The sequence below is a fragment of the Ramlibacter sp. WS9 genome (assembly GCF_003797765.1).
Taxonomy (GTDB): domain Bacteria; phylum Pseudomonadota; class Gammaproteobacteria; order Burkholderiales; family Burkholderiaceae_C; genus Ramlibacter.
The window spans coordinates 1-23,717 of record NZ_RKMB01000031.1; the positions used below are offsets into that span (position 1 = coordinate 1).

Sequence of the window (23,717 nt, forward strand, 5' to 3'; positions counted from 1 at the left end):
TGCAACGCCGTGCATGGCCGGGCCGCGGCGCGAATAAAGCCCAGGCGCCCGCGGTGGACGGTCTTGCGGCCCAGCGTCGCTTGCGACGCGACCGTCTCATGCTCGCGGCACCTGTTTGAGTCGCAGCGAAGCGGCGGCGAGTTGTGCCGCGCGGGCCGCAAGACCGTCCAGCGCGGGGACTCCGGCAGGAGCTTGCGACAGCAAGCGATGCCGGACGCCGTAGCCATCGCGCCGCGGCCCGGCCATGCACGGCGTTGCCGCGAGGTCTCAGAGCGCATATCTGCCTTTCGGAATTCAGCGAAGAACCTCCTCTTTTCCTCCTCAATCACCAGCCACAGTGACCCCCATCCCAACGCAAACGGAGAATTCGGATGAACGAGCTTTCACTTCGCCGCGCCAGCGCGGCCGCGTCGCGCCGCCGCGCGCTGAGCGCCATCGCCGGCGCAGGCGCGCTCGGTGCGCTTGGCGCTACCGGCCTGCTGGGCCTGTCAGGCTGCGGCGGTGGCGGCGACGAGGCGGAAACGTCGTCGACCACGACCACCAGCACGGGCAGTACCGGCACGACAACCGCCAACACCGGCACCGTCAGCACCAATCCCGCCAGTTGCAGCGTGGTGCCCGAAGAGACCGCGGGCCCGTACCCGGCCGACGGCTCGATGGCCAGCAACACCACCTACAACGTGCTGGCCCTGGCCGGCATCGTGCGATCCGACATCCGCAGCAACATCGGCAGCAGCACCCAGGTCGGCGGCGTGCCGCTGACCCTCACGCTGACCCTGACCAACGCCTCGGCCAGCTGCGCTTCGCTGGCCGGCTACGCCATCTACCTGTGGCACTGCTCGCGCGAGGGCAACTACTCCGTCTACACCACGTCCAACGTCAGCGACAACGCGTTGCGCGGCGTGCAGGAGACCAATGCCAGCGGGCAGGTGACCTTCACCACGATCGTGCCGGGCTGCTACGCCGGCCGCATGCCGCACATGCACCTGGAGGTCTACCCCAGCCTGGCCAAGGCCACGACCGCGTCCAACAAGGTCAAGACCACGCAGCTGGCGTTCCCGACCGAGACGCTGCGCACCGTCTACAGCACGGCCAGCGGCTACACGGCCAGCCTCAACAACCTGGGCAACATCAGCTTCGCGTCCGACAACGTGTTCAGCGACGGCACCAGCCTGGAAATGGTGACGATGGCCGGCAGCGTGAGCGCGGGCTACACGGCGAACATCTCGATCGCGATCGCAGCTTGACCGGCGGCTGGCCGACAATCCGGCTATGCCCCTGCTGACGCTGCAGCGCAAGTTCTTCCTGGCCCTGGCCGCGCTGCTGGCGGCACTGCTGCTGATCTTCACCGGCTCGTCCTGGCTCGGGCTGCAGCGCGGCATCGGCCAGTACGTGGCTGAAATCGAGCTCTCGCGCCTCGACTGGCTGGGCCGCGGCCTGCTGGAGCGCTATGCCAAGCAAGGCAGCTGGCAATTTCTCAAGGACGATCCCGATGCCTGGCATGCGGTGCAAATGTCGGCATTGGGCGATCGAGGGCCACGTGGTGCGCGGGCCTCGCTGCACGATGACCGGCCTGGCGGTCCACCGCCACCGCCGCAGGGCGCCGGAGCGCGCGGGCCGGACACGCGCGGCCCGGAACCCGGGCCCATGATGCGACCGCAGCTCGACGTGCTGCCGGGCCGTTTCGCACCGCCGCCGCCGCCCGACATGCCCGGCGATCCACGTGCTCGGGCAGACAACATCTACAACCGTTTGGCGGTGTTCGACGCCCACGAGACGCGCCTGGCCGGCAACGCGATCGGCTGGCCGGGCGCCGTGAAGATGCCGCTGCAGCACGACGGCCGCACCGTCGGCTACCTGGCGTTGGCGCCGCTGGCCGGGGTGCAGACCGACGCCGACCGGGCCTTCGTCGCGCAGCAGTCGGGCTTCGTGATGATGGCCGGCGCCGCCGGGCTCGTGCTCGCGCTGCTGCTCTCCTGGCTGCTCGCGCGGCGCTGGTTGCGCCCGCTGGCACGTCTCACCGATGGCGCGCAAGCCGTTGCGCAAGGCCGATTCGAAACGCGCCTGCCGGTGCAGGGGAACGATGAACTGGCGAGCCTCACGCAGTCGTTCAATCTCATGGCCGAGCAACTTGCCGCGGTGGAAAATTCGCGCCAACGCTGGCTGTCAGACGTGGCGCATGAATTGCGCACGCCCATCACGGCGCTGCGCGCCGAGATCGAGGCGCTTCAGGACGGCGTGCGCCGCTTCGACGACGGCACGGCGCAGCGGCTGCACCGGCAGGTGATGCGGCTGGGCACGCTGGTGAACGACCTGCGGTTGACGCTGGACGACGGCTATTCGGTTTCGGCGCAGGCCCGCACGCCCGTCCGGCCGGTCGCGCTGCTGGCGGAGGCGGCCGACGACATGCGGGAGCGCTTCACGCAGGCCGGGCTCGCACTCGACATGGAATCTGTTTTGGCGCTCGTGGCCGGCGAGAACCCCACGATGCCGGGTGATGCGGTGCGGCTGCACCAGGTGTTCGTCAACCTCCTGGAAAACTCGCTGCGCTACACGCTTGCCGGCGGCACGCTGCGGTTGCGGGCGGACGTCGAAGTCACGGGGAATTCGCGCTTGCTGCTGATCTGCTTCGACGACAGCGCGCCCTGCCCGGCGCCGCAGGATATCCCTCGCCTGTTCGAGCGCTTCTTCCGCGCCGAGGCGTCGCGCAGCCGCGAATCGGGTGGTTCGGGCCTGGGCCTCGCGATCTGCAAGTCCATCGTCGAGGCGCACGGCGGGCAGATCGCTGCCGCGGGTTCCGCGCTGGGCGGATTGCAGGTGTGCCTGCGCTTTCCCCTGGGGGACACGAAGTGAGCAAAGGCTGCGTGCTGGTGGTGGAAGACGACGCCGACATCGCATCGGTGTTGGTCGACTATCTGCAGCGGGACGGTTTCCGCACGCAACAGACTGGCGATGGCGCACAGGCGCTGGCGATGATCCAACGGTCACCGCCACAGCTGGTGCTGCTGGACGTGATGCTGCCGGGCCTGGACGGCATGGAGGTGCTCAAGGCGCTGCGTCGCGACAGCAGCGTGCCTGTGATCATGATCACCGCGCGGGTGGAAGAGGTGGACCGGCTGCTGGGCCTGGAGCTGGGCGCGGACGACTACGTTTGCAAGCCGTTCTCGCCGCGCGAAGTCCTGGCGCGAGTCAAGACCGTGCTGCGCCGCGTGCTGCCGGCAAGTGAGCGAGCCGAGCCGCCGCTGGTGCTGGATGCGCAGCGCTGGCAGGCGTCACTGCGCGGCCGGGCGCTGGAGCTGACGCGAACGGAATTCCAGTTGCTGCAGGTGCTGGCACGCCAGCCGGGCAGGATCTACTCGCGCGCGCAGCTTCTGGCGCTGGCGTATCCGGATGCACTGGACACCAGCGAGCGCGCCATCGACAGCCACGTCAAGAACCTGCGGCGCAAGTTCGCGGCGCTCGATCCGGGACACGAGTGGCTGCGGGCGGTCTACGGCGTCGGCTTCGCGCTGGAGCCGCCGGCGGATTCAGCGTGACTTCAACGCGGCCTTGACAACCTTGAGGTCCATGCCGTACATGTCGGCGAATTCCTCGGGCGTCTTGCCGCTCGCTTCGTATGCGCGGCGCACGGCTTCACGCTTGGCCGTCTGTTCGGCCAGCTCGGCGAAGGCCTCATCGAGCACGGCAATCGACAACTCGTCCTTGGCGTTGACGCGCTCGGTGAACTCGTCGCGCGAAAGGCCGGAGGCTTCGATCGCCACGACCAGGCGGGAACGCACCCACGGCCGCAGATCTTCCTTGGAGCGGGCCTGGCGGCGGCGGAACACTTCCATGATGGCGTGGTGCACGTGCTCGGGCGCGACATCCTCGACCGGCTCGCCGCTCAGGTCATGCCGCTTGTGGCCGGCGGCCACGGCCTCCAGGTAACGCGTCGATCGGGCGTGCAGGCCCAGCGCGACCTTGAGGTCTTCCTTCTTGAAGTCCTCCGGGTGCGCCGCCAACAGTTCCTGGTACACGCCCAGCTTGAGCGGCAGGAAACGCGCGCCGAACATCTTGGGGTAGAGCTGGAACAGGCGCTCCAGCACGGCGAAAGCAGCGTCGCGCGGGGGCCGGGCTGCCTTGGCCTTGCCGGCCTTGGCGCCCTTGGTCTCGGCCGTTTGCGGCTGATCCGCCTCTGGCTGGGCCGTTTCGAGCGGGGCGTCGGGGGCCGGCGCGTCCTGCGGCGGGCTGTCGGAAATCGGGGAATCGGTCATCGGGGAATCGTGGTCGAAGAATCGGGTCGGACAGGGGCAATCACTGGAGCCCAGACTGTACGCACTTTCGGGGGCAGAATCCCAAGCCATGAAAATCGAAAAAGACACCGTCGTCACCCTCCACTTCAAGGTGGCCGAACCCAATGGCAAGCTCATCGAGCAGAGCAAGGACCCGATGGTCTACCTGCACGGGGGCTACGAGAACACCCTGCCCAAGATCGAGGAGGCGCTGGACGGCCAGGAAGCGGGCTTCCAGGTCACACTGCAGCTGAAGCCCGAAGACGCCTTCGGCGAGCGCGACGAAGCCTTGGTACGCACCATCCCCAAGAGCGAATTCCCGCCCGGCGTGAAGGTGGGCGGCCAGCTGGAAGGGCGCACCGACGACGGCACACCGCATGTTTTCCACGTGATGAAGATCAAGGGCGACACGGTTCACCTGGACGGCAACCACCCGCTGGCGGGCAAGGAGCTGAAGTTCCAGCTCAAGGTGACGGGCGTGCGCGCCGCCACGGCCGAAGAGATCGAGCACAAGCACGTCCACGGCGAGCACGGACATCACCACTGAGGCCGATGGGAGTACGTTGCGCTTCCGAGCGCAGAACCCAAGTCTGTGTTCGGCACACGCCAAGGCGACGCATCCAGTTGTGTCGAGGCTTTTAGTGTGTTGCAATCAAAAAGTGCACTGGCGGACTCTTTAGCTGACGCAGCTCGGCATGTTCAGCTCGAAAGACAAGAATGAGAATTCACTCGATCAAGATCAGAAACTGGAAGAATTTCACCGACGCTGATGTTTCCTTGAGCAGCCGCACTTTTATTGTTGGCGCTAACGCATCGGGAAAGTCGAACTTTCTGGACATCTTTAGGTTCTTGCGCGATGTTGCGAACAGCAGTGGTGGCGGGCTCCAAAAGGCACTAAAGGATCGTGGAGGCATGAGTAAGGTCCGATCTCTAGCGGCTCGCAGAGATCCAAACATCTTGCTCGATTTGAAGTTCACGGAGGACGGTGATTCAATTTGCTGGCGATATGTTCTTGAAATTAGCCAGGAGACGGCCGGCAAACGTCGGCCGGTTGTCAAGAGAGAAGTCGTTTACGGCGACAACCCGGATACTCCGCTACTGGATCGGCCAACACCCGAGGATCGGCAAGATCCGGAACGACTGACTCAAACAAATCTGGAGCAGGTGAACAGCAATCACGAGTTTCGACCCATTGCTGATTTTTTTGGCAAGACCGTCTACTTGCACCTGGTTCCCCAGTTGCTCAAGTATGCGGAAGGCCTAAGCGGTCACTACCTGGAGAATGACCCGTTTGGACAAGGCTTCTTAGATCGCATTGCGTCGGCCACTGAGCGCAGAAGAAAAAAGCGGTTAACCAAGATTCAGGAGGTTCTAAAAAAGGCCGTGCCTCAGCTTGAGGAGCTTCAATTTGAGCGAGATCCTTCAAACGGGAAGCCACACCTAAAGGCCAAATACGCCCACTGGCGAGTTAACGGAGCGTGGCAGCGTGAAGAGCAATTCTCCGATGGAACGCTTCGATTGATCGGCCTCTTTTGGGTACTTCAAGAAGATCCTGGGTTGCTACTCCTGGAAGAGCCTGAGCTCTCGCTTAACGCCAAGATTGTTAGTTTTCTTGCACCGTTCATCTACAAACTACAAGGCAAGGGACAAGTTCTCGTAACTACGCATAGTCATGACTTGCTGGCCGACGAAGGCATTTCGCTTGACGAAGTTGTCTTGCTAGAGCCTTCAACGGATGCGACCAAGATCCGGCCCGCGAAAGACTTGACCGATGTGGTTGCGCTTGTCGAGGGGGGGTTGAGTTTGGGACCGGCGATCTTGCCTCACGCCGCGCCCCCTGAGATCGATTCCCTCGCCAGTGTTTAAGCAATGAGTCCCATCGCTCTTGTCGCCGAAGACAAGCTTACTCAGGCCGTTCTACAAAAATGTATCCGTGAAATTCTCCCGAATCACTGGATTGTTCGTAGTGAAGTGAAGGGCGGAAGGGGGAATGTGCAGCGCGAGTTGGCGGCATATGCCAATCTTTCGAAAAAAATGCCCGTCTTGGTGGGGGTGGACCTAGATGGGGACGAATGCGCACCCGGCCTTCTCGCCAAATGGGATCAAGCTGAAAACTTGCTGGTGCGAGTCGCCGTCAAGGAGATCGAGTCGTGGGTTCTTGCCGACCGTAGACGCTTGGCAACCTTCCTCGATGCCCCACCAAATAGCCTACCCACAAATCCAGAGCAACTGCAGGATCCAAAATTGGAGTTATTGAAACTGGCAAGGGCGCACGCCGGGACCGAATTGAGAGGAGACTTGGTACCCAGAAATTTCGGGCAATACCCCCGTATCGGTCCAGCCTATAACCTGCGGATGTGTAGTTTTGTGGAGGCGAGGTGGCGCCCCCGCGTGGCCATGGGACACTCGAACAGCCTCTCTCGCGCCATTGCCGCGATGGAAAGAATTGGCGCTGCGTAGCTCATAGCGATTCGAGCTGCGGGCCTTTACCGCAGGGTGATTGTCCTGCCCATAGGCCGCAGCGTCCCAGGGCCCCGGCCTTTTGGCTCGGGCGCCCGCCCTCATCTGCAGCGGATGCCTTTTCCTCAATCCACCGGAGTGCCGCCCATGACCAGCCCCATCCTCAGCATCAAGCCGCTCGGTTTCCCGTGGGAAACCGTGGACCCGTTCCTGTTCTGCGCCTATCACGACGACGCGTACCCGGCGGGCGACGAGGCGTTGGCGCCTGCGGTGTCGCTGGACGGCCGCGACATCGGGCAGGACTTCAGCCGCAAGGACGGCTGGAGCATGTACCACGGCGACACCGTGCCCGGCTTTCCGGGCCACCCGCACCGCGGCTTCGAGACCGTGACGGTCGTGCGCAAGGGCCTCATCGACCACTCCGATTCGCTGGGCGCCACCGCGCGCTTCGGCCAGGGCGATGCGCAATGGCTCACCGCCGGCGGCGGCGTTGTTCATTCGGAAATGTTCCCGTTGCTCAATCGCGAGGAGCCCAATCCGCTGGAGCTGTTCCAGATCTGGCTGAACCTGCCGGCGAAAAACAAGATGGTGCCGGCGCATTTCACGATGTTCTGGTCGGGCGACATCCCGCAACTGACGGCGAAGGACGAGGCCGGGCGCACGACCGTCGTGTCCACTGTCGCAGGTGAGCTCGAAGGCGCGGGCAAGCCGCTGGCGCCGCCACCCGACTCCTGGGCGGCGCAGCCCGGCGCCGACGTCGCGATCTGGACCCTGCGCATGGAGCCCGGTGCCCAATGGACGCTGCCGGCCGCCAAGGGCCAAGGCACACGCCGCACGCTGTATTTCTTCAAGGGCGCCACCGCCACCGTGGGTGGGCAGGCGGTGCACGGCCCGGTGGCCATCGAAGTGCGCGGCGACGTGCCGGTCGAACTGGTCAACGGCGAAGTGCAAGGCGAGTTCCTGCTGCTGCAGGGCAAGCCGATCAGCGAGCCTGTCGTGCAGTACGGCCCGTTCGTGATGAACACGCAGGCCGAGATCATGCAGGCGATGCAGGACTACCGCCGCACGCAGTTCGGCGGCTGGCCCTGGCCCGACCAGGCGCCGGTGCACGGGCGCGAGGCGAAGCGGTTTGCCCGGCACCCGGGCGGGCGTGAGGAAGCGCCGCGCAGTTAGGGTGCGGTCGGCGGGGCGAGCTGGTCCCGCCGCGCCAACGTCGGAAAGAAGTGCCTCCAGCACAGCGCTACCAGCACGGTGCCGATGCCGCCCGCCACCACCGAGCCCACCGGCCCCAGCAGCGCCGCCGTTGCGCCCGATTCGAATTCGCCCAGCTGGTTGCTGGCGCCGATGAACACGCTGTTGACGGCGGAGACCCGCCCGCGCATTGCATCCGGCGTCTCCAGCTGCACCAGCGTCTGGCGAATGACGATGCTCACCATGTCGGCACTGCCGGAGACGGCCAGCGCAACCATCGACAGCACGAAACTGGTCGACAGGCCGAACACCACCATGCACACGCCGAACACCGCCACCGAGATCAGCAGGGTGCGCCCGATGCGGCGGCGCAGTGGCCAGCGGCTGAGCACAACGGAAATGATGACCGCGCCCAGCGCCGGCGCGCTGCGCAGCAGCCCGAGGCCCTGCGGCCCCACGTGCAGGATGTCCTTGGCGAACATCGGCAGCAGCGCCACGGCGCCGCCCAACAACACCGCGAACAGGTCCAGCGAGACGGCGCCCAGCATCACCTTGTGGCGCCAGATGAATCCGACGCCGGCCAGCAAGGTGGCCAGGCTGACGGGCTCGCGCGGCTGCACGACGTGGATGTAGCGCAGCCGCACGATCATCAGACTGCTGGTGGCCAATAGCAGGGAGCCCAATGCGTAGACCTTGTCGACACCGGCCAGGAAGACGAGCCCGCCCAGTGCGGGACCGCCGATGATCGCGACCTGGATGCCCGCGGAACTGAATGCCGTCGCGCGCTGCAACAGCGCCAGTGGCACGACCTGCGGCGTCAACGCGAGCTGCGCCGACATCTGGAATGCTCGCACCGAGCCGAAGACCAGCGACACGCCGAGCAGCAGTTCGCGCGACGCCCATTGGCCGCGGCTCGCCGCGGTGAGCACCAGTGACGCGATGCAGGACACGGCGAGGCAACACGCGACGATGCGGCCCCGATGGTGACGATCGACCACATGACCGGCCCACAGCGTGAGCGCCAGCGCGGGCACGAACTGGTACAGGCCGATCAACCCCAGGTCCCACGCGCTGCCGGTCAGGTCGTACATCTGCCAACCCAACGCCACCATGATCATCTGGTTGGCGGTGGTGCCCGCCAGCCGCGCCGTCCACAGCCGCATGAAGGCGCGCTGCGCCATCAGGTCGCGGAAGGTGGGGTCGGAGAAAGTGCCCATGAGATTGGTGTTCGGCCGTCAAAGAAAAAACGCGCCGCAAGGCGCGTTTTTTCGCTGGGTTCCGGTGAGGTCTTTACTTTGCGACGACGCGCACCATCTCCAGGCACTTGTTGGAGTAGCCCCATTCGTTGTCATACCAGGACACGAGTTTCACGAACGTGCCGTCCAGCGCGATGCCGGCGTCGGCGTCGAAGATGGAGGTGCGCGCATCGCCACGGAAATCGGTGGCGACCACCTTGTCCTCGGTGTAGCCCAGCACGCCCTTGAGCGCACCTTCGGATTGCGCCTTGAATTCGGCGCAGATTTCCTTGTAGCTGGCTTCCTTCACCAGTTCCACCGTCAGGTCGACCACCGACACGTCGGAGGTCGGCACGCGGAAGCTCATGCCCGTGAGCTTCTTGTTCAGCTCGGGGATCACGACGCCGACGGCCTTGGCCGCACCGGTCGACGAGGGGATGATGTTTTCCAGAATGCCGCGGCCGCCGCGCCAGTCCTTGTTGCTCGGGCCATCCACGGTCTTCTGCGTTGCGGTGGCGGCGTGCACGGTGGTCATCAGGCCGCGCTTGATGCCCCATTTGTCGTTCAGCACCTTGGCCAGCGGCGCCAGGCAGTTGGTCGTGCACGAGGCGTTGGAGATGATGGCCTCGCCCTTGTACGTCTTGTCGTTCACGCCGAACACGAACATCGGCGTGTCGTCTTTCGACGGGGCCGAGATGATGACCTTCTTGGCGCCGGCGGCCAGGTGCTTGCCCGCGCCTTCCTTGTCGAGGAACAGGCCGGTCGATTCGATCACGATGTCGGCGCCGACTTCGTTCCACTTGAGGGCCGCAGGGTCGCGCTCCTGCGTCAGGCGGATCTTCTTGCCGTTGACGATCAGCGTGTTGCCTTCGACCGAGACCTCACCCTTGAAGCGGCCGTGCACGCTGTCGTACTGCAGCATGTAGGCGAGGTAGTCGGGCTCGAGCAGGTCGTTGATGCCGACGATCTCGATGTCACTGAAATTCTGCACTGCCGAACGCAGGACGTTGCGGCCGATGCGCCCGAAACCGTTGATGCCGATCTTGATGGTCATGATGAATTGCTCCAGGAAAAAATCTACAGGTCAATCTTGCCGCATGGCACAGAGACGGTCATGGTGTCACCCAGAATGGCGTTCTGGCTTTTGGCCGGCAAGTCTAAAACTAGCGTCGACAACCAATCGAGGAATGCACGGCGGGCTGGCACTTCAGAGCCAACCTCGCCAACTTCATTGCGGTAGATGGGCTGCCAATAGCGCAATCGCACATCGAACGGACAACCCATTCCATCCAAACTGAAAAAAACCGGCATCGCCGTCGCATTTCTCGCGGCGCGAACAAAGGTCAGCAGCGAGATGTCTTTCAGCAGCTTTTTCTCACCGTCATCCATTCGAAAATTGAACTGCTGGAAAGCGAGCAGGGGCTTGCCGTCCCAGCACGTTAGTCGGTAATCTTCTGCAAAGCGCCTTACGGCTTCCGCCAACTCGGGATACGGGCTCGGATCCGGAAATGTCACTTGGGGCTTTTCGTTCACCGCCGTGAACAAGACATTCGCCAATACACTTCCCTGCCGACCTTCTCGGCCTGCTTTGCTCGGGTAGATGGGCTTGCTCCCCGGTTCCAAATGCTGCACGCAGTGCGCAATTTTCGGGGTTCCCGACGGTGATCGGGCGATAGTCCAAGCGACCTTTCGACCATCGTTGGGCACAAACACAAACTCTTGCTCAAGACGAACCGCCGGTTCGTGGGACTTTGCGCACGGAAGTCGGAGACGTAGTGCATATTCGTGAACGGCACTCACCAATTCAACCGAAGCTTCGCCGGAATGCACTTTGATCTTCGGTGCCAAATCTTGCGTCGCGAACTCCATCTCGATATTGACTGTCCCGCCTTCTTTGCGCTTGTATGCCTCTTCGGGATACATTGGCTTCGCCTGGGGTCCGTCAAGCGATCGGAGGCAATCACCGGCGAAAGACGGCACTGCTGTGAGCTCGCTTGCGGCACAAACAACTGAGGCGAGCGCCCACCAGAGCGTGACAACCGTGGACGCGCCCCGCAAGTTCATTTGGCCAAAACCGCCCGCACCGTGTCGGCGACATTCTCCGGCGTGAAGCCGAAATGCTTGAACAGCACGCTCGCCGGGGCCGACTCGCCATAGGTGTCGATGCCGACGACGGCGGCGCAGCCGTACTTCCACCAGTAGTCGGTCACGCCCATCTCGACGGCGATGCGCGGCACACCGGCCGGCAACACGCTGGTCTTGTACGCAACGCTCTGGCGGTCGAAGGCACTGGTGCTGGGCATGGACACCACGCGCACCGCGATCTGCTGCGCGGCGAGCAGCTCTTGCGCCTTCAGCGCGAGCTGCACTTCGGAACCGGTCGCGATGATCACGGCTTGCGGCTTCTTATTGCCCAGGCCCACTTCGCTCGGCTCGGCCAGCACATAGGCGCCCTTGCTGATGTCGTCGAGGGCCGCTTTCGGCGCGTAAGGCAGGTTCTGGCGCGACAGCAGCAACGCCGTCGGGCGGTTCACGTTTTGCAGCGCGACGGCCCAGGCCACCACTGTTTCGGCGGTGTCGCCCGGACGCCAGACGTCCAGGTTGGGGATGAGGCGCAGGCTGGCGGCGTGCTCAATCGACTGGTGGGTCGGGCCGTCTTCGCCGAGGCCGATGGAGTCGTGCGTGAAGACATGGATCACGCGCTTCCTCATCAGCGCGGCCATGCGGATCGCGTTGCGGCTGTAGTCGCTGAAGGTGAGGAAGGTGCCGCCGTAAGGGATGTAGCCGCCGTGCAGCGCAACGCCGTTCATCACCGCGGCCATGCCGAATTCGCGCACGCCGTAGTTGATGTGGCGGCCGATCTTGCCGTCTTCGCCGCGCTTGACATCGCCGGCCAGGTCGAAGCGCAGCGGCGCCGTGCTCTTCGTGTTGGTGAGGTTGGAGCCAGTCAAGTCGGCCGAGCCGCCCAGCATTTCCGGCAGGGCGGCGGTGTAGGCTTCCAGCGCGATCTGCGAGGCCTTGCGCGAGGCGACAGTCTCGGCCTTGGAGTGCGCGGCGATGGCGGCGTCGACGGCGACTTGCGCGAAGTTCTTGGGCAGCTCGCCCTTCATGCGGCGCGTGAATTCGGCGGCGAGTTCCGGGTGAGCGCCGGCGTAGGCGGTGAAACGCTTGTCCCATTCGGCTTGTGCGGCCACGCCGCGCGCCTTGGCGTCCCACTCGCGGTACACCTCTTGCGGCACGACGAAGGGCTCGTGCGGCCAGCCCATGGCTTCGCGCGTGAGCTTGACTTCTTCCGGGCCCAGCGCTTCGCCGTGCGCCTTGGCGGTGTTGGCGCGGTTCGGGCTGCCCTTGCCGATATGGGTCTTGGCGTCGATCAGCGTGGGCTTGTCGGCGCTGCGGCGGGCCTCGGCGATGGCGCGGTCCACTGCGGCGACGTCATGGCCGTCGATCGGGCCGATCACATTCCAGCCGTACGCCTTGAAGCGGGCGGGCACATCGTCGATGAACCAGGGTGCGACCTGGCCGTCGATGGAGATGCCGTTGTCGTCATACACGGCGATCAGCTTGTTCAGCTTCCAGGCGCCGGCCAGCGCGCAGGCTTCGTGGCTGATGCCTTCCATCAGGCAGCCGTCGCCCAGGAAAACGTAGGTGTTGTGGTCGACGACAGTGTGGCCGTCGCGGTTGAATTCCGCGGCCAGCAGCTTTTCAGCGAGCGCCATGCCCACGGCATTGGTGATGCCCTGGCCCAGCGGGCCGGTGGTGGTTTCGACGCCGGGGGTGATGCCCACCTCGGGGTGGCCCGCCGTCTTGCTGTGCAGCTGCCTGAAGTTCTTCAGCTCGTCGATGGGCAGGTCGTAGCCCGTGAGGTGCAACAGCGCGTAAATCAGCATCGAGCCGTGGCCGTTCGACAGCACGAAACGGTCGCGGTCGAACCAACTCGGGTCCGTCGGGTTGTGCTTGAGGTGATTGCCCCACAGCGCCACAGCGATGTCGGCCATGCCCATGGGGGCGCCTGGGTGACCCGAATTGGCCGCCTGGACCGCGTCCATGGCCAGGGCCCGAATGGCATTCGCCATGTTGCTGCGAATGGCTTCTGCCACGGGGAAATCGTTGACCATGGGGACGGCTCCGGGGGGTGTATCAGGGGAAACCCGAGATTTTACTTGCTGGCCGGAGCCCCGTCGGTTTGTACCGGATCCGTGCCCGCTCTTCGTCTACAGTGATGCCAATGCAAGGTCTCCACCTCACCGCCGATCTCTACCAGTGCCGCTGCGACGCCGCCTGGCTGACGGACGCGTCCAAGCTGGGCGAGTGGTGCTTGCAGGCGGTGCAGACGTCCGGCCTGCAGGCGGTGAATCAGTTGTTCCACACCTTTCCCGGCACAGACCGCGGCCCCGGAGGGGTCACGGCCACGGTTCTGCTGGCCGAATCGCACCTGTGCCTGCACACGTGGCCCGAGCAGAAATCCGTGACGGTCGACGTCTATGTCTGCAATTTCGGCGGCGACCATTCGGCGAAGGCGCGCGGCCTGATGTCGGCGCTGGTGGACCGGTTCCTGCCCGAGTGGACGGAGCAGCGGTCGCTGGATCGGGGTAGCGACGACGCATGATGGGAGCGATGCAATGACCGGCGCGAGAGCCATGATCATGGCCGCCGGCCGCGGGGAGCGCATGCGCCCCCTCACGGACGACTGCCCCAAGCCGCTGCTGAAGGTGCGCGGCAAGCCGCTGATCCAGTACCACATGGAGGCGCTCAAGACTGGCGACGTGGGCCGCGTGGTCATCAACACCGCGTGGCTGGGCGAACAGATCGAGCACTTCGCGACGACCACCGAGGGCTTGCCCGAGGTCGCGTGGTCACGCGAGGGCCAGGATTTTGGCGGCGCGCTCGAAACCGCGGGGGGAATTGCCCGGGCCTTGCCGTTGCTGGACGACGTGTTCTGGGTCACCGCCAGCGACAACTTCGTGCCCGGCTTTCGTTTCGACCCTTCGGCCTTCCAGGCGTTTGCCGACAGCGACAAGCTGGCTCACCTCTGGCTCGTGCCCAACCCCCCGCACCACCCGCGCGGCGATTTCGGGCTGGCGAATGGCCTGGCCATCAACGACGCCCCGACGCGCTACACCTACAGCAGCATCGCGCTGTACCGGCGGGCGTTCTTCGCCTCTCTGCCGTTCGGCAACCCGGAGGGGCTGAAAGTCCAGCTCGTCACGCTCCTTCGCGAAGCGATGGACAATGGACGGGTCAGCGCCGAAATCCACTCCGGCCCTTGGACCGACGTCGGTACCCCCGAAAGACTTGCCCAACTGAACGCACCATGACCAACGCCACACCTGTTTCCCTGTACGCCCAGCGCCGCGCGCGCGTCGCCGCCCAACTCGGCAAGGACGGCCTCGCCGTCATCCCCACCGCGCCCGAACGCCAACGCAACCGCGACAGCGATTTCATCTATCGCCACGACAGCTACTTCTACTACCTCACCGGCTTCACCGAGCCCAATGCGACGCTGGTGATCACCGGCGACGGCAAGAGCACGCTGTTCTGCGCGTCCAAGGATTTGGAACGCGAGATCTGGGACGGCTTCCGGCTTGGCCCCGAAGCCGCACCGGCGGGCTTGGGTGTCGACACCGCGCATTCCATCGACGAGCTAGATGCGCAGATGCCCAAGCTGCTGGAAAACCGCGACGCGGTCTGGTACCCGTTCGCCATTCACGAAGGCCTGGAGTCGCGCGTCGGCGACTGGCTGAACAAGGTTCGCGCGCGCGTTCGCTATGGCGCGCTGTGCCCTGAGCAGCAGCGCGACCTGTGCGCCGTGCTGGACGAGATGCGCCTGGTGAAAGACGCGCAAGAGCAGGACACCATGCGCCGCGCCGCGCAGATCAGCGCCCGTGGCCACGTCCGAGCGATGAAGTTGGCGGCCCGGATGCTGCGCGAAGGCAAGGATGTGCGCGAATACCACCTGGACGCGGAGCTGCTGCACGAATTCCGCATGGGCGGCTCGCAGTACTCGGCCTATGGCGCCATCGTCGCCGCCGGTGCCAACGCCTGCGTTTTGCACTATCGCGCCGATGCGGCGCCGATTCGCGATGGCGAGCTGGTGCTGATCGACGCGGGCTGCGAGCTCGACGGCTACGCGAGCGACATCACCCGCACCTTCCCTGCCAACGGCAAGTTCACCGGGCCGCAGCGCGCGCTGTACGACCTCGTGCTCGCCTCGCAGGAAGCCGCGATCGCCGCGACCAAGGCTGGTGCCCGCTTCATCGATCCGCACGAGGCGACGGTGAAGGTGCTGGCGCAAGGCATGCTGGACGTCGGCCTGCTGGACAAGAACAAGGTCGGCACCGTGGACGACGTGATCGAGAAGCGCGCCTACTTCCAGTTCTACATGCACCGCACCGGCCATTGGATCGGCATGGACGTGCACGACTGCGGCAGCTACGTCGAACCCTCGCAAGTGGGCGAGGTGAGCGAGCGCAAGGACCCGTTGTCGGGCGAGTTGATCAAGAACCGGCCCAGCCGCGTGCTCAAGCCGGGCATGGTGCTCACCATCGAACCGGGCATCTACGTTCGCCCCGCCGAAGACGTGCCCGAGCAGTTCCACAACATCGGCATCCGCATCGAAGACGACGCCATCGTGACCGAGACGGGCTGCGAGCTGATTTCGCGCGGCGTGCCGGTGAAGGCGGACGAGATCGAAGCGTTGATGCGTGCCTGACGCGGGGCGCCGCCGCTAACGCAAGCCCGCCCTGTACTTGTCCAGCATCTTGGCGCGCAACTCTTCGTCGGTCGGCGAGGGTGCCGGAGCCGGTTCGGCCGTGCGCGCCGCCGCGGGGGCGCCTGCCTTGGCACCCGCTGCCGGCGCCTGAACGTCGGTGTGGCTGCTGGCACGTGGCCCGAAGAGCTTGCTTTGCACGTAGACGGCGTACTCGCGCAGCCGCTCGTCCTTGCTCAGCAAGGCCTGCTGAATGACTTCGATCGCGTAAGGCCGGCTCGTCAGGAACTCGTTCACGTCGAGAACCCGGCCGAACTCCCGCTTCAGCGGAATGACCATCCGCACGAGGTAGTTCATGATGTCGGAGTCGGGCTCGGCCATGCTCATGGTCATTGTGCGTTTAGCTCCGCCTTCAAGCGCCTGAAATCATCTCGCCGTGCTGGGCGATGTCCAGGCCGAGCCGCTCTTCTTCCTCGGTGACGCGCAGACCGGCCAAGGGCTTGACGAGGAGCAGGATCAACCAAGTCGCGACACCGGCATAGGCCATCACCGAAAGGGCGCCAAGGAGGTTGGTGGCCACCGACGCCGTCACCGGCGCAATTTCCTTCAGCGCGAAAACCGGCGTCAGCACCGTGCCGACCAGGCCGCCCACGCCGTGCAGGGCGAATACGTCGAGCGTGTCGTCGATGCCGGTAACCTTCTTGAAGCGGGTGACGGCAAAGTAGCAGGCGACGCTCCCGGCGACACCGATCAAGCCGGCGCCCAGTGGGCCCACATAGCCTGACGCGGGCGTGACCGCCACCAGGCCGGCAATGGCGCCGGTCGCCATGCCCAACACGCTGAACTGCCCACGCTGGACGAATTCGCACAGGCCCCACACGAAGGCCGCCACGCAGGCCGCCACCTGCGTGGCGAGCAGCGCGCCGGCTGCCCGGGAACCGGCCTCGAAAGCGGACCCGGCGTTGAATCCGAACCATCCGGCCCACAACAGCCCGGCGCCGATGACGGTCACCAGCACGTTGTGCGGCACCATGGGCTCCCTCCCGAAGCCGCGTCGCGGGCCGACGAATTTGGCCGCCACCAGACCGCTGGCGCCCGCGGCGATGTGCACCACTGTGCCGCCCGCAAAATCCATGTGCCCCATTGCGGCCAGCCAGCCGGTGGGTTGCCATATCCAGTGGGCGACGGGCGCATAGACCAGGATGGTCCAGAACGCCGCGAAGAAAATGGTGGCACTCATGCGCAGCCGCTCCACGGTCGCGCCAATGATGAGGGCGAAGGTAATGATGGCGAAGGCCAACTGGAAGAGGAAGAACACCGATTCGGGCACGGTGGGCGCCGAGGGATGCGCGCCGACATGCGGGCCGATCAAGCCTTCGGCCAGGACCCGGTTGATGCCGCCAACCCACCCGTTGCCATTGGTGAATGCCAGCGAATAGCCAATGATGGTCCAGGCGAGCGTGACCACGGTGGTCGCGCAGAAGGTGTGCGCCACCACGGACAACGCATTCTTCGTGCGGAGCATGCCGCTGTAGAAGAGCATGATGCCCGGGATGGTCATCAACAAGACCAGGACGGTGGATATGAGCATCCAGGCCGTGTCGCCCCCGTTGAACTTGGTTGCCGCAGGGACTTGGGTAGCGGCGGTTTGCGCCGTTGCCAGATCCGTGGAAAGGCAAGCTAGCAAAGCCGCCGTGGCGCCGATGCATCGGAAGGTCGTGCGAACCATTGAAATGTCTCCTCCGGGACAGCCTTTTCGCCATCGCCATTGATCTGCCCTCTGAACGGCGAGTATACGTTCGGCTACACGTGCAAACCAAACTACTGCGACCAGCCGACCGGTCGGTAGCGCCGGTTCCCGCCGGCGTTACGCCTCCGCGAACCCGAGCACTCGTTCCACCCACCGCGGCCGCAGCACCGTGTGCAGCTGCATCTGCCGCGCCATGACCGAAGCCACCAGGCGCGGGCCGCCCTCTTGCGCATCGGCGGCGTCGATCAGGAGCGCGAGGTCGGCCATGAACACGGCCTGGCGGAAGTTGTCCAGGCAGCGCGTGTAGCGCTCCAGCACCTTGTGGGACGGCACGGCGTGGCCGCCTTCACGCACGCGCTGGTTCACGCGCTGCAGCAGCCGGCGGGGCTCGTCGAGCGCGAGTGCGTACAACACGACCTCGAAGCCAAGCGTGCGCGCTTGCGCGATCAAAGCCACGCGCGACGGATGCGAAAACGCAGTTTCCGTTGCGAAGGACCGGCCTTCTTGCAGCAGCTCTTGCCGTTGGGCGTCGGCCCAGGCGCGCGCCGCGCGCATGCGGGTGCCTGGGTCCAGGATGTGCTGCATCTGCCCTGCCTCGTGCGCCTGCGCGTCGACGAACGGAAGCGCCGGGTAGCGCGGGGCGACCAGGTATTGATACAGCATCGACTTGCCCGCGCCGTGGGGGCCGGCGATCAGGTGCAGGACCGGCATCGAATGGCGACGCGCGGATCAGGCGGCTTTGCGCGGCTTGCGCTGGGCGGCCTTGCCCTTGTTGGTGGCTGCGGCCTTCTCCGCGCGCGCCGACAGCGCGCCCGATTTGGCCAGCGCCATCACGTGGCCGTGCAATTCGTCCAGTTCCAGCGACAGCGGCTGCGCGGCCGGCGGGTTGACCTGGTAGACGGCCCGCTCCTGCCGCGCGATCAGCGCATGGCTGTCGCTGGTGGTGAGCCCCGCGTGCTCCAGCGCCTTGCCGAGCGTCGCCCAGTATTCGATCTGGCTGGCGACGGACCGGCGCATGGTTTGCGCGGCTTCGCGCGCCTGGTTCACCAGGCCGGCGGGCAATTTGACGGAAACGAAGGGCGGTGCGTCGGGCATAGGAAGCTCCTGGATGGCGCATTTTGCGCCATAACGCCTCCTTTTGGCAATCGACTTTCTAGCTGGCCCGCTTTCCCGCGACGCGGAGCGCGCCGAGCACCGCGTGCCCGGCGCGATAGCCGTGGGTAAATGCTTCCTCGAAAACCGAATAGCCCGAGAGGTCGCTGTGGGCGAAGTGCGTGCTGCGCCACAGGCCCGTTTGTGGGCGCCGCAAGGCGGCCAGGGCCTCGTTGGCGCGCGTGCCTGGTGTGGGCGTGGCCATCGCATGCCCGTAGCGGGCGACGTCCACGCGCAAAGTCCGGGCGCGCAAGTCGGGGTGCGGCACCGACAAAGCGTCCAGCACTTCGTCTCGCCAACTCTCCCACGGCCGTGCGAGCAGCCGCGCGCGGCCGCCGGGCTCGTCACCGAGGGCGCAGTACCAGGTGAGGACGGTGGCCTCGGGCAGCGGGTTGAGGTTCTGGTGGCCGGCGTTGACGTAGCCCAGGCCGCGGCCGCCGTACACCACGTTGTCCCAGGCCGGCGGCGCGCCGTCGCGATCTTGCAGCGGGCTCTCGATGTGCACGTTGGCCACGGCCCACGGCGAGTAGCGCAGTTGCGGCACCGCTTCCGACAAGGCGCGCGGTGGCGTGGACATGACCCGCTCGGCCACGAAAAGTGGCAGGGCCACGATGCATTGCGCGGCCTGCCAGCGCTCCATTCGGTTGCCCGCGACGTCCCAGGCGTCCACTTCGACACCCTGCCGCAGGGGCGTGATGCGTAGCACCACCCGGCCGGTGTGCAGGCGCTCGCCGAGTGGCTGCAGCAGCCGATTGGCGAGCCAGCCATTGCCTTCCGGCCAGGTCAGCACGGCGTCGCGTTCGCCCTCTTCGCCGGGCGCCTGGAAGCCATGCCGGCTCGCAAAGTAGTGAACGCCCGCCCAAGCCGACACCACGGCGATTCCGGCGCCGTAGTCGTCGCGGCAGCAGTAGTCCAGGTACCAGCGCAGGTGCGGGTCGGTGAGGCCTTCGCGGTCCAGCCAGGCGGCAAACGTGACAGCGTCCAACGCGCGGTGGCTCGGTGCAAAGCCCCCGCGCAGCGGCAACGGGAAGCGCGCGCTTTTCGTCTCCTGCGCCACGCGCCGCGAAAACAAGGTGTACTGCGCCAGCGTCGACGCGCCGACCTGCATGGGCAGCAGGCCCTCCTGCCACTGGCCATTGATGAACAAGCGGTCTTGCGGGCTGTGGCACAGGTGGCGCTCGTCGTACGTCCAGCGTCCGGCGGCCCGCCTGGCGATGCCGAGCTCTTCGAGAAGGTCCCGGACTTCTTCCGCGCCCTCGCCGGGCACCGGCAGGTAGTGCGCGCCCAGCGGGCAGGGCAGGCCGCCGGTGCGGCCGGCGCGGCTGTTGCCGCCGGCCGCATCTTCGAGCTCGAGCAATGCGAAATCCTCGACCCCGGCGCGGCGCAGCACGCGCGCGGCCGAGAGGCCCGCGATACCGCCTCCGGCGATCAGTACGTCACACCGGCGCACCTCGGGGTCTTGGGTGGCGGCCGGCTTCTGGCGCAGCAGGTGGCCGCGATCGGGCGAGGCACCATTGAAGCCGCCGGTGATCTTTCGCTCCGGCGCGCAGCCCAGCAAGGGCAGCGCCGATGTGCCCAGCAACGCGCGCCGCGTGATCATTGGTGCACTTTGCCCCACTCGCGCTCGTAGGTCGTCACCAATAGTTGGTTCGAGAGGCGATTGACTTCGGCAGGGACCCGCGCCATGTCGCGCGGAAAGTCGAACAGCGGCGGCAGGCTTTCCAACGTCAGGAATTTCAATCCTGGCGGCAACTCGGCCGGCTGGCGCCACGGCCGGCGCCCGGCCACGACGAAACCCCATTCGCCGAAGCTGGGCACATGTGCGTGATACGGCGCGGCCCTCAGGCCGACCGATTCGATCGTCGCAACCACCGTCCAGAAACTCTGGCGCGCGACCAGCGGCGACGTGGTCTGCACCACGGCGTAGCCGCTCGCTGAGAGCCGCTGTTCCAGCAGTGCGTAGAAGGACTGGGTGTAGAGCTTGCCGATGGAGAAGTTGGTGGGATCGGGGAAGTCCACCACGATCACGTCGAACACGTCATCCGTCTGCTGCAGCCATTGGAAGGCGTCCGTGTTGACGATCTTGACCTTGGGCGAGGCCAGCGCGCCGCCGTTCAGGCGCGCGAGCGTCTCGTGCGTCCCGAACAGGCGCGTCATGTTCGGGTCCAGCTCCACCAGCGTCACGCTTTCGACACCCGGATAGCGGAGCACTTCGCGCACCGCCATGCCGTCGCCGCCGCCCAGCACCGCCACCTTGCGCGCCGCGCCGTGAGCCGCCATCGCGGGATGCACCAGCGCCTCGTGATACCGGTATTCGTCGCGCTCGGCAAACTGCAGGTTGCCATTGAGGAAGAGCCGATGACCGGCGCGCCCCTTGGTGACCACGATGCGCTGGTACGGCGACGACTCGGTGAAAACGATCGGGTCCTGGTACAGCTTTTCCTCGGCCAGCGTGGTGATCTGCTGGGCGCCGACGAATGCTGCCATGAGCAGCGCCAGCGTCGCAGCGCACGCCAACACGTGTGCCTTCAAGAGGCGCAGCTCATGGCGGAACAGCCACAACGCCCAGACCGCCACTGCGGCGTTCAGAAGCCCGAACAAGAGCCCGGTGCGAATCAGCCCGAGCTGCGGCACCAGCAGCAGCGGAAAGGCAACCGACACCGCGAGCGCGCCGAGGTAGTCGAACGTGAGGACTTGTGACACCAGATCCTTCAGCGCCACGTTGCGCTTGAGGATCCGCATCACCAGCGGAATCTCCAGCCCGACCAGGATGCCCACCGCCAGCACCATGCCGTACAACAGGCCGCGGAACGCGGCGGGCGCGTAGCCGTTGGCCAGGAACAGCAGGGCCGGCATGCAGCCGCCCACCAGGGCCACCAGCAGTTCGATGCGCAGGAAGTGCGCGGGCAGCTGCCGGTCGAAGAATCGCGAGAGCCAGGAGCCCACCCCCATCGCGAAAAGGTAGGTGCCGATGATGGTGGAGAACTGAAGCACCGAGTCGCCGAGCACGTACGACGCCAGCGCGCCCGCTGCCAGCTCGTAGACCAGCCCACAGGCCGCGACCACGAACACCGAAGCGAGCAGCGCCACCTCGACCGGCCGCGGTGAGCGCGCAGCCAGAGGCTGCGCCTCATCCAGCACGGTCACTGCGCTACCCGTGGACGGCGGCGGCGACGATGATCGAAATCCCGAGCGACATGGCGCCAACGACGATGCCCAGCGCGATGTTGTGCTTCTCGACGATCTCCTGCCACAGGTCGTACGGTGTGAGCTTGTCGATGATGACGAAGCACAGCCAGAAGATGATGACGCCGATCATCGCGTAGAGGATGGAGCCGAAGAAGGCCCCTGCTTTCAGCCATTCAATGCTCATGCCGCTCTCCTGAAATGGGTTGGTTGACTGTCATGTTGCTACTTGTGCCCGCCGCCGCTGGAATAGCCGCCGAAGGAGCCGCCGCTGCTGCGGCCCGACGACCCGCTGCGTCCATCATCCATGCAGGACTTGAGCAGGCCCAGCAGCAACAGGATCACGATGAAGATGATGATGATCGTCGCGCAGCCGATGCCGGTCTTGCTCGTCGGCCCGGCGTCGCTGCGCTTGAGCAGGTCTTTCTTGCCTTCGAGCTTGAACGCCTTGGCGACCGCGTCGCTCGTGATCTTGCTGCCGGAAGACCAGGTCACTTCCTTCGGGCCACGCTCCATCGACAGCAGGCTGTCGCCCTTCGCGAAATCGCTGTTGGTCGTCTTCTGGCCGCGCACGACAGGCCAGTAGAACTCTCCGGCAACGTAGTCCGTCTCGGCTTCGTAGCTGTACTGCTGCTTGTAGCTGGTATTCAGGTAGACGGCGGTCTGGCCGTCCGGCGACAGCGAAGGCGCGCCCGTGGTGGGCTTGACGATGCTCCAGCCTTCCGTCGAGTCGACCAGGAAAGTGAAGCCGCGCTTGCGGTTGTACAGCAGGTATTCGCTCCAGCCGAAACGCTCGTCCGGGTCGTCGGGCTCCTGCCCCATCCGGTGCTGGAAACCCACCACCTGCCAATGCACGCCCTGCAGTTGGCCGACCGAGCCCAGAGGGATCAGGGGCTGCACCGGTTCGTCCTGCATGGCGTGGGCCATTTGGCCGCCGGTGCCGGAAGTCAGGTCGATCAGGCTGTTGCAGGCGCGGCAGGTGATGCTCTTGCTCATCGCCAGCGTCACTTCGACCGGCGCGCCGCAATTGGGGCAGGAGAACTGGCGTCCCGCTTCCTCTTTCGCGCTCTCTTCGCGCAGGCCCGACATCTGCAGGTCTTCGAGCTGCACGGCGTTGCCGCGGGTGAGCGCCGGCGGTTGGATGCCGTAGTCGATCGACAGCACCTCGCCGTCGGCGCTGCGCAACTCCACCATGGCGAACTTCTGGCCGAGCGGCGGGAGCTTGGGCAGTTCGCCCTGCGCGGATATCAGCGCCACCTCTTCGTTGGATGTGACGTTGAAGGACTTGCCGGCAATGGCGGTGGTGGCGCCCAGGCGGAACTGCGAGGCCTGCGGCGGGTCCCGCTGCATCGAGGCGGGCACCGAGAACACGTAGGTGCCGTTGTCTTCGCCTAGCACTGCGGTCGTGCCGTCGTCGAAGAGGGCGCTCCACTCAGTCCACGCACCCGCGCTGCCACGGTATTGCAGGCGGCCGATCAGCGTGAAGGCGCGGTCTTTGAAGCGGCCGCCGGCCATCAGCTGCAGCGGGCTGTGGTCCTCGAACAGCTCGGCCACCTTGCCGACCCGCTCGAGCTTGTCGCCGTCGCGCACCACGGTGCTGCTGCAATAGCTGCACACCACAAACGCGGATTGCGCACTGCGGAATTCAACCGGCGCGCCGCAGCCCGGGCACGGGGCCCGGTAGGCGCGTTGGGAAGCTGGCTCAGCCATTCGGGTCAAGGGTTGTCATTTCCACGTTGGCGCGCCAACGCGGAACCCGGACC

At 65.6% G+C, this 23,717-nt stretch carries 23 protein-coding genes; 10 read left to right on the forward strand and 13 right to left on the reverse strand.

Features of this window, described 5'->3' with window-relative positions; all coding sequences use genetic code 11:
• Positions 1-371 precede the first annotated feature (371 nt).
• From EEB15_RS28380 to EEB15_RS28390, 3 genes are read left to right on the forward strand one after another with little or no spacing between them, the layout of a single operon-like run.
• Positions 372-1,247, forward strand: a complete 876-nt coding sequence (locus EEB15_RS28380) for an intradiol ring-cleavage dioxygenase (protein WP_141513338.1) — start codon at positions 372-374, stop codon at positions 1,245-1,247.
• Between the two features lie 25 nt (positions 1,248-1,272).
• Complete coding sequence (locus EEB15_RS28385; protein ID WP_141513339.1) at positions 1,273-2,853, forward strand: ATP-binding protein; 1,581 nt, start codon at positions 1,273-1,275, stop codon at positions 2,851-2,853.
• A complete protein-coding gene (locus tag EEB15_RS28390; RefSeq protein ID WP_141513340.1) occupies positions 2,850-3,536 on the forward strand; it encodes a response regulator in 687 nt (228 codons plus the stop codon). Before EEB15_RS28385 ends, EEB15_RS28390 begins: the two co-directional genes overlap by 4 nt.
• Here EEB15_RS28390 and EEB15_RS28395 read toward each other — a convergent pair.
• Positions 3,528-4,253, reverse strand: a complete 726-nt coding sequence (locus tag EEB15_RS28395) for a ProQ/FINO family protein (protein WP_141513341.1) — start codon at positions 4,251-4,253, stop codon at positions 3,528-3,530. The genes EEB15_RS28390 and EEB15_RS28395 overlap by 9 nt on opposite strands.
• A gap of 88 nt (positions 4,254-4,341) precedes the next feature.
• On the opposite strand from EEB15_RS28395, the gene EEB15_RS28400 reads away from it, so the two are divergent.
• From EEB15_RS28400 to EEB15_RS28415, 4 genes are all read left to right on the forward strand, one after another.
• The gene (locus tag EEB15_RS28400) at positions 4,342-4,818 is read left to right on the forward strand and encodes a peptidylprolyl isomerase (protein ID WP_141513342.1); all 477 of its coding nucleotides are present in this window, start codon (positions 4,342-4,344) and stop codon (positions 4,816-4,818) included.
• Between the two features lie 170 nt (positions 4,819-4,988).
• On the forward strand, positions 4,989-6,137 hold the full coding sequence (locus EEB15_RS28405) for an AAA family ATPase (RefSeq protein WP_141513343.1): 1,149 nt from the start codon (positions 4,989-4,991) through the stop codon (positions 6,135-6,137).
• A 3-nt stretch (positions 6,138-6,140) separates the two neighbouring features.
• Positions 6,141-6,731: a hypothetical protein gene (locus EEB15_RS28410; protein WP_141513344.1), complete on the forward strand. Its 591-nt coding sequence runs from the start codon at positions 6,141-6,143 to the stop codon at positions 6,729-6,731.
• A gap of 147 nt (positions 6,732-6,878) precedes the next feature.
• Positions 6,879-7,904 (forward strand): pirin family protein, encoded by a 1,026-nt coding sequence (locus EEB15_RS28415; RefSeq protein WP_141513345.1) that lies wholly within the window; start codon positions 6,879-6,881, stop codon positions 7,902-7,904.
• On the opposite strand, the gene EEB15_RS28420 is transcribed toward EEB15_RS28415, so the two are convergent.
• The 4 genes from EEB15_RS28420 to tkt form a co-directional block, all read right to left on the reverse strand.
• The gene (locus EEB15_RS28420; RefSeq protein ID WP_233259651.1) at positions 7,901-9,139 is read right to left on the reverse strand and encodes an MFS transporter; all 1,239 of its coding nucleotides are present in this window, start codon (positions 9,137-9,139) and stop codon (positions 7,901-7,903) included. The two genes, EEB15_RS28415 and EEB15_RS28420, sit on opposite strands and share 4 nt — an antisense overlap.
• Before the next feature lie 73 nt (positions 9,140-9,212).
• Positions 9,213-10,211 (reverse strand): type I glyceraldehyde-3-phosphate dehydrogenase, encoded by a 999-nt coding sequence (gene gap / locus EEB15_RS28425; protein ID WP_141513346.1) that lies wholly within the window; start codon positions 10,209-10,211, stop codon positions 9,213-9,215.
• Positions 10,212-10,234: 23 nt separating this feature from the next.
• The gene (locus tag EEB15_RS28430) at positions 10,235-11,080 is read right to left on the reverse strand and encodes a hypothetical protein (protein WP_141513347.1); all 846 of its coding nucleotides are present in this window, start codon (positions 11,078-11,080) and stop codon (positions 10,235-10,237) included.
• Positions 11,081-11,217: 137 nt separating this feature from the next.
• On the reverse strand, positions 11,218-13,275 hold the full coding sequence (gene tkt, locus EEB15_RS28435; RefSeq protein ID WP_233259652.1) for a transketolase: 2,058 nt from the start codon (positions 13,273-13,275) through the stop codon (positions 11,218-11,220).
• 110 nt (positions 13,276-13,385) lie between these two features.
• Here tkt and speD point away from each other — a divergent pair, with 110 nt between their 5' ends.
• The 3 genes from speD to EEB15_RS28450 are packed head-to-tail and all read left to right on the forward strand — an operon-like array spanning position 13,386 to position 15,869.
• Positions 13,386-13,766: an adenosylmethionine decarboxylase gene (speD, locus tag EEB15_RS28440; protein ID WP_141513348.1), complete on the forward strand. Its 381-nt coding sequence runs from the start codon at positions 13,386-13,388 to the stop codon at positions 13,764-13,766.
• Between the two features lie 13 nt (positions 13,767-13,779).
• On the forward strand, positions 13,780-14,475 hold the full coding sequence (locus EEB15_RS28445; protein WP_141513349.1) for a nucleotidyltransferase family protein: 696 nt from the start codon (positions 13,780-13,782) through the stop codon (positions 14,473-14,475).
• Positions 14,472-15,869, forward strand: coding sequence for an aminopeptidase P N-terminal domain-containing protein (locus EEB15_RS28450; protein WP_141513350.1), 1,398 nt, complete (start codon positions 14,472-14,474; stop codon positions 15,867-15,869). Before EEB15_RS28445 ends, EEB15_RS28450 begins: the two co-directional genes overlap by 4 nt.
• A 15-nt stretch (positions 15,870-15,884) precedes the next feature.
• On the opposite strand, the gene EEB15_RS28455 is transcribed toward EEB15_RS28450, so the two are convergent.
• The 8 genes from EEB15_RS28455 to EEB15_RS28490 all read right to left on the reverse strand — a co-directional run bounded on the left by EEB15_RS28455 (position 15,885) and on the right by EEB15_RS28490 (position 23,664).
• A complete protein-coding gene (locus EEB15_RS28455; protein WP_158290265.1) occupies positions 15,885-16,247 on the reverse strand; it encodes a hypothetical protein in 363 nt (120 codons plus the stop codon).
• Between the two features lie 31 nt (positions 16,248-16,278).
• Positions 16,279-17,595 carry an ammonium transporter gene (locus EEB15_RS28460; RefSeq protein WP_141513352.1) on the reverse strand — a complete coding sequence of 439 codons (1,317 nt, stop codon included), beginning with the start codon at positions 17,593-17,595 and terminating at the stop codon, positions 16,279-16,281.
• A 138-nt stretch (positions 17,596-17,733) separates the two neighbouring features.
• Positions 17,734-18,327 (reverse strand): zeta toxin family protein, encoded by a 594-nt coding sequence (locus EEB15_RS28465; protein ID WP_141513353.1) that lies wholly within the window; start codon positions 18,325-18,327, stop codon positions 17,734-17,736.
• Between the two features lie 18 nt (positions 18,328-18,345).
• Positions 18,346-18,711 carry a hypothetical protein gene (locus EEB15_RS28470; RefSeq protein ID WP_141513354.1) on the reverse strand — a complete coding sequence of 122 codons (366 nt, stop codon included), beginning with the start codon at positions 18,709-18,711 and terminating at the stop codon, positions 18,346-18,348.
• A gap of 58 nt (positions 18,712-18,769) precedes the next feature.
• Positions 18,770-20,368, reverse strand: coding sequence for an FAD-dependent oxidoreductase (locus EEB15_RS28475; protein ID WP_141513355.1), 1,599 nt, complete (start codon positions 20,366-20,368; stop codon positions 18,770-18,772).
• Entirely contained in the window at positions 20,365-21,915 is a 1,551-nt protein-coding gene (locus EEB15_RS28480; RefSeq protein ID WP_370283980.1) for a polyamine aminopropyltransferase, read from the reverse strand. The genes EEB15_RS28475 and EEB15_RS28480 overlap by 4 nt, the downstream gene beginning before the upstream one ends.
• Before the next feature lie 4 nt (positions 21,916-21,919).
• A complete protein-coding gene (locus tag EEB15_RS28485) occupies positions 21,920-22,141 on the reverse strand; it encodes a DUF350 domain-containing protein (RefSeq protein WP_141513356.1) in 222 nt (73 codons plus the stop codon).
• Positions 22,142-22,179: 38 nt separating this feature from the next.
• Entirely contained in the window at positions 22,180-23,664 is a 1,485-nt protein-coding gene (locus tag EEB15_RS28490) for a DUF4178 domain-containing protein (RefSeq protein WP_141513399.1), read from the reverse strand.
• Positions 23,665-23,717 lie beyond the last annotated feature (53 nt).

Bases quoted from the DNA above. Each gene is read 5' to 3' on its own strand.
- EEB15_RS28385 (WP_141513339.1), top strand. From the start codon at position 1,273: ATGCCCCTGCTGACGCTGCAGCGCAAGTTCTTCCTGGCCCTGGCCGCG.
- EEB15_RS28445 (WP_141513349.1), top strand. From the start codon at position 13,780: ATGACCGGCGCGAGAGCCATGATCATGGCCGCCGGCCGCGGGGAGCGC.
- EEB15_RS28470 (WP_141513354.1), bottom strand. From the start codon at position 18,711: ATGCCCGACGCACCGCCCTTCGTTTCCGTCAAATTGCCCGCCGGCCTG.
- EEB15_RS28380 (WP_141513338.1), top strand. From the start codon at position 372: ATGAACGAGCTTTCACTTCGCCGCGCCAGCGCGGCCGCGTCGCGCCGC.
- tkt (WP_233259652.1), bottom strand. From the start codon at position 13,275: ATGGTCAACGATTTCCCCGTGGCAGAAGCCATTCGCAGCAACATGGCG.
- EEB15_RS28410 (WP_141513344.1), top strand. From the start codon at position 6,141: ATGAGTCCCATCGCTCTTGTCGCCGAAGACAAGCTTACTCAGGCCGTT.
- EEB15_RS28460 (WP_141513352.1), bottom strand. From the start codon at position 17,595: ATGGTTCGCACGACCTTCCGATGCATCGGCGCCACGGCGGCTTTGCTA.
- EEB15_RS28455 (WP_158290265.1), bottom strand. From the start codon at position 16,247: ATGGCCGAGCCCGACTCCGACATCATGAACTACCTCGTGCGGATGGTC.
- EEB15_RS28430 (WP_141513347.1), bottom strand. From the start codon at position 11,080: ATGTATCCCGAAGAGGCATACAAGCGCAAAGAAGGCGGGACAGTCAAT.
- EEB15_RS28450 (WP_141513350.1), top strand. From the start codon at position 14,472: ATGACCAACGCCACACCTGTTTCCCTGTACGCCCAGCGCCGCGCGCGC.
- EEB15_RS28415 (WP_141513345.1), top strand. From the start codon at position 6,879: ATGACCAGCCCCATCCTCAGCATCAAGCCGCTCGGTTTCCCGTGGGAA.
- EEB15_RS28400 (WP_141513342.1), top strand. From the start codon at position 4,342: ATGAAAATCGAAAAAGACACCGTCGTCACCCTCCACTTCAAGGTGGCC.
- EEB15_RS28485 (WP_141513356.1), bottom strand. From the start codon at position 22,141: ATGAGCATTGAATGGCTGAAAGCAGGGGCCTTCTTCGGCTCCATCCTC.
- speD (WP_141513348.1), top strand. From the start codon at position 13,386: ATGCAAGGTCTCCACCTCACCGCCGATCTCTACCAGTGCCGCTGCGAC.
- EEB15_RS28490 (WP_141513399.1), bottom strand. From the start codon at position 23,664: ATGGCTGAGCCAGCTTCCCAACGCGCCTACCGGGCCCCGTGCCCGGGC.
- gap (WP_141513346.1), bottom strand. From the start codon at position 10,211: ATGACCATCAAGATCGGCATCAACGGTTTCGGGCGCATCGGCCGCAAC.
- EEB15_RS28405 (WP_141513343.1), top strand. From the start codon at position 4,989: ATGAGAATTCACTCGATCAAGATCAGAAACTGGAAGAATTTCACCGAC.
- EEB15_RS28475 (WP_141513355.1), bottom strand. From the start codon at position 20,368: ATGATCACGCGGCGCGCGTTGCTGGGCACATCGGCGCTGCCCTTGCTG.
- EEB15_RS28395 (WP_141513341.1), bottom strand. From the start codon at position 4,253: ATGACCGATTCCCCGATTTCCGACAGCCCGCCGCAGGACGCGCCGGCC.
- EEB15_RS28420 (WP_233259651.1), bottom strand. From the start codon at position 9,139: ATGGGCACTTTCTCCGACCCCACCTTCCGCGACCTGATGGCGCAGCGC.
- EEB15_RS28465 (WP_141513353.1), bottom strand. From the start codon at position 18,327: ATGCCGGTCCTGCACCTGATCGCCGGCCCCCACGGCGCGGGCAAGTCG.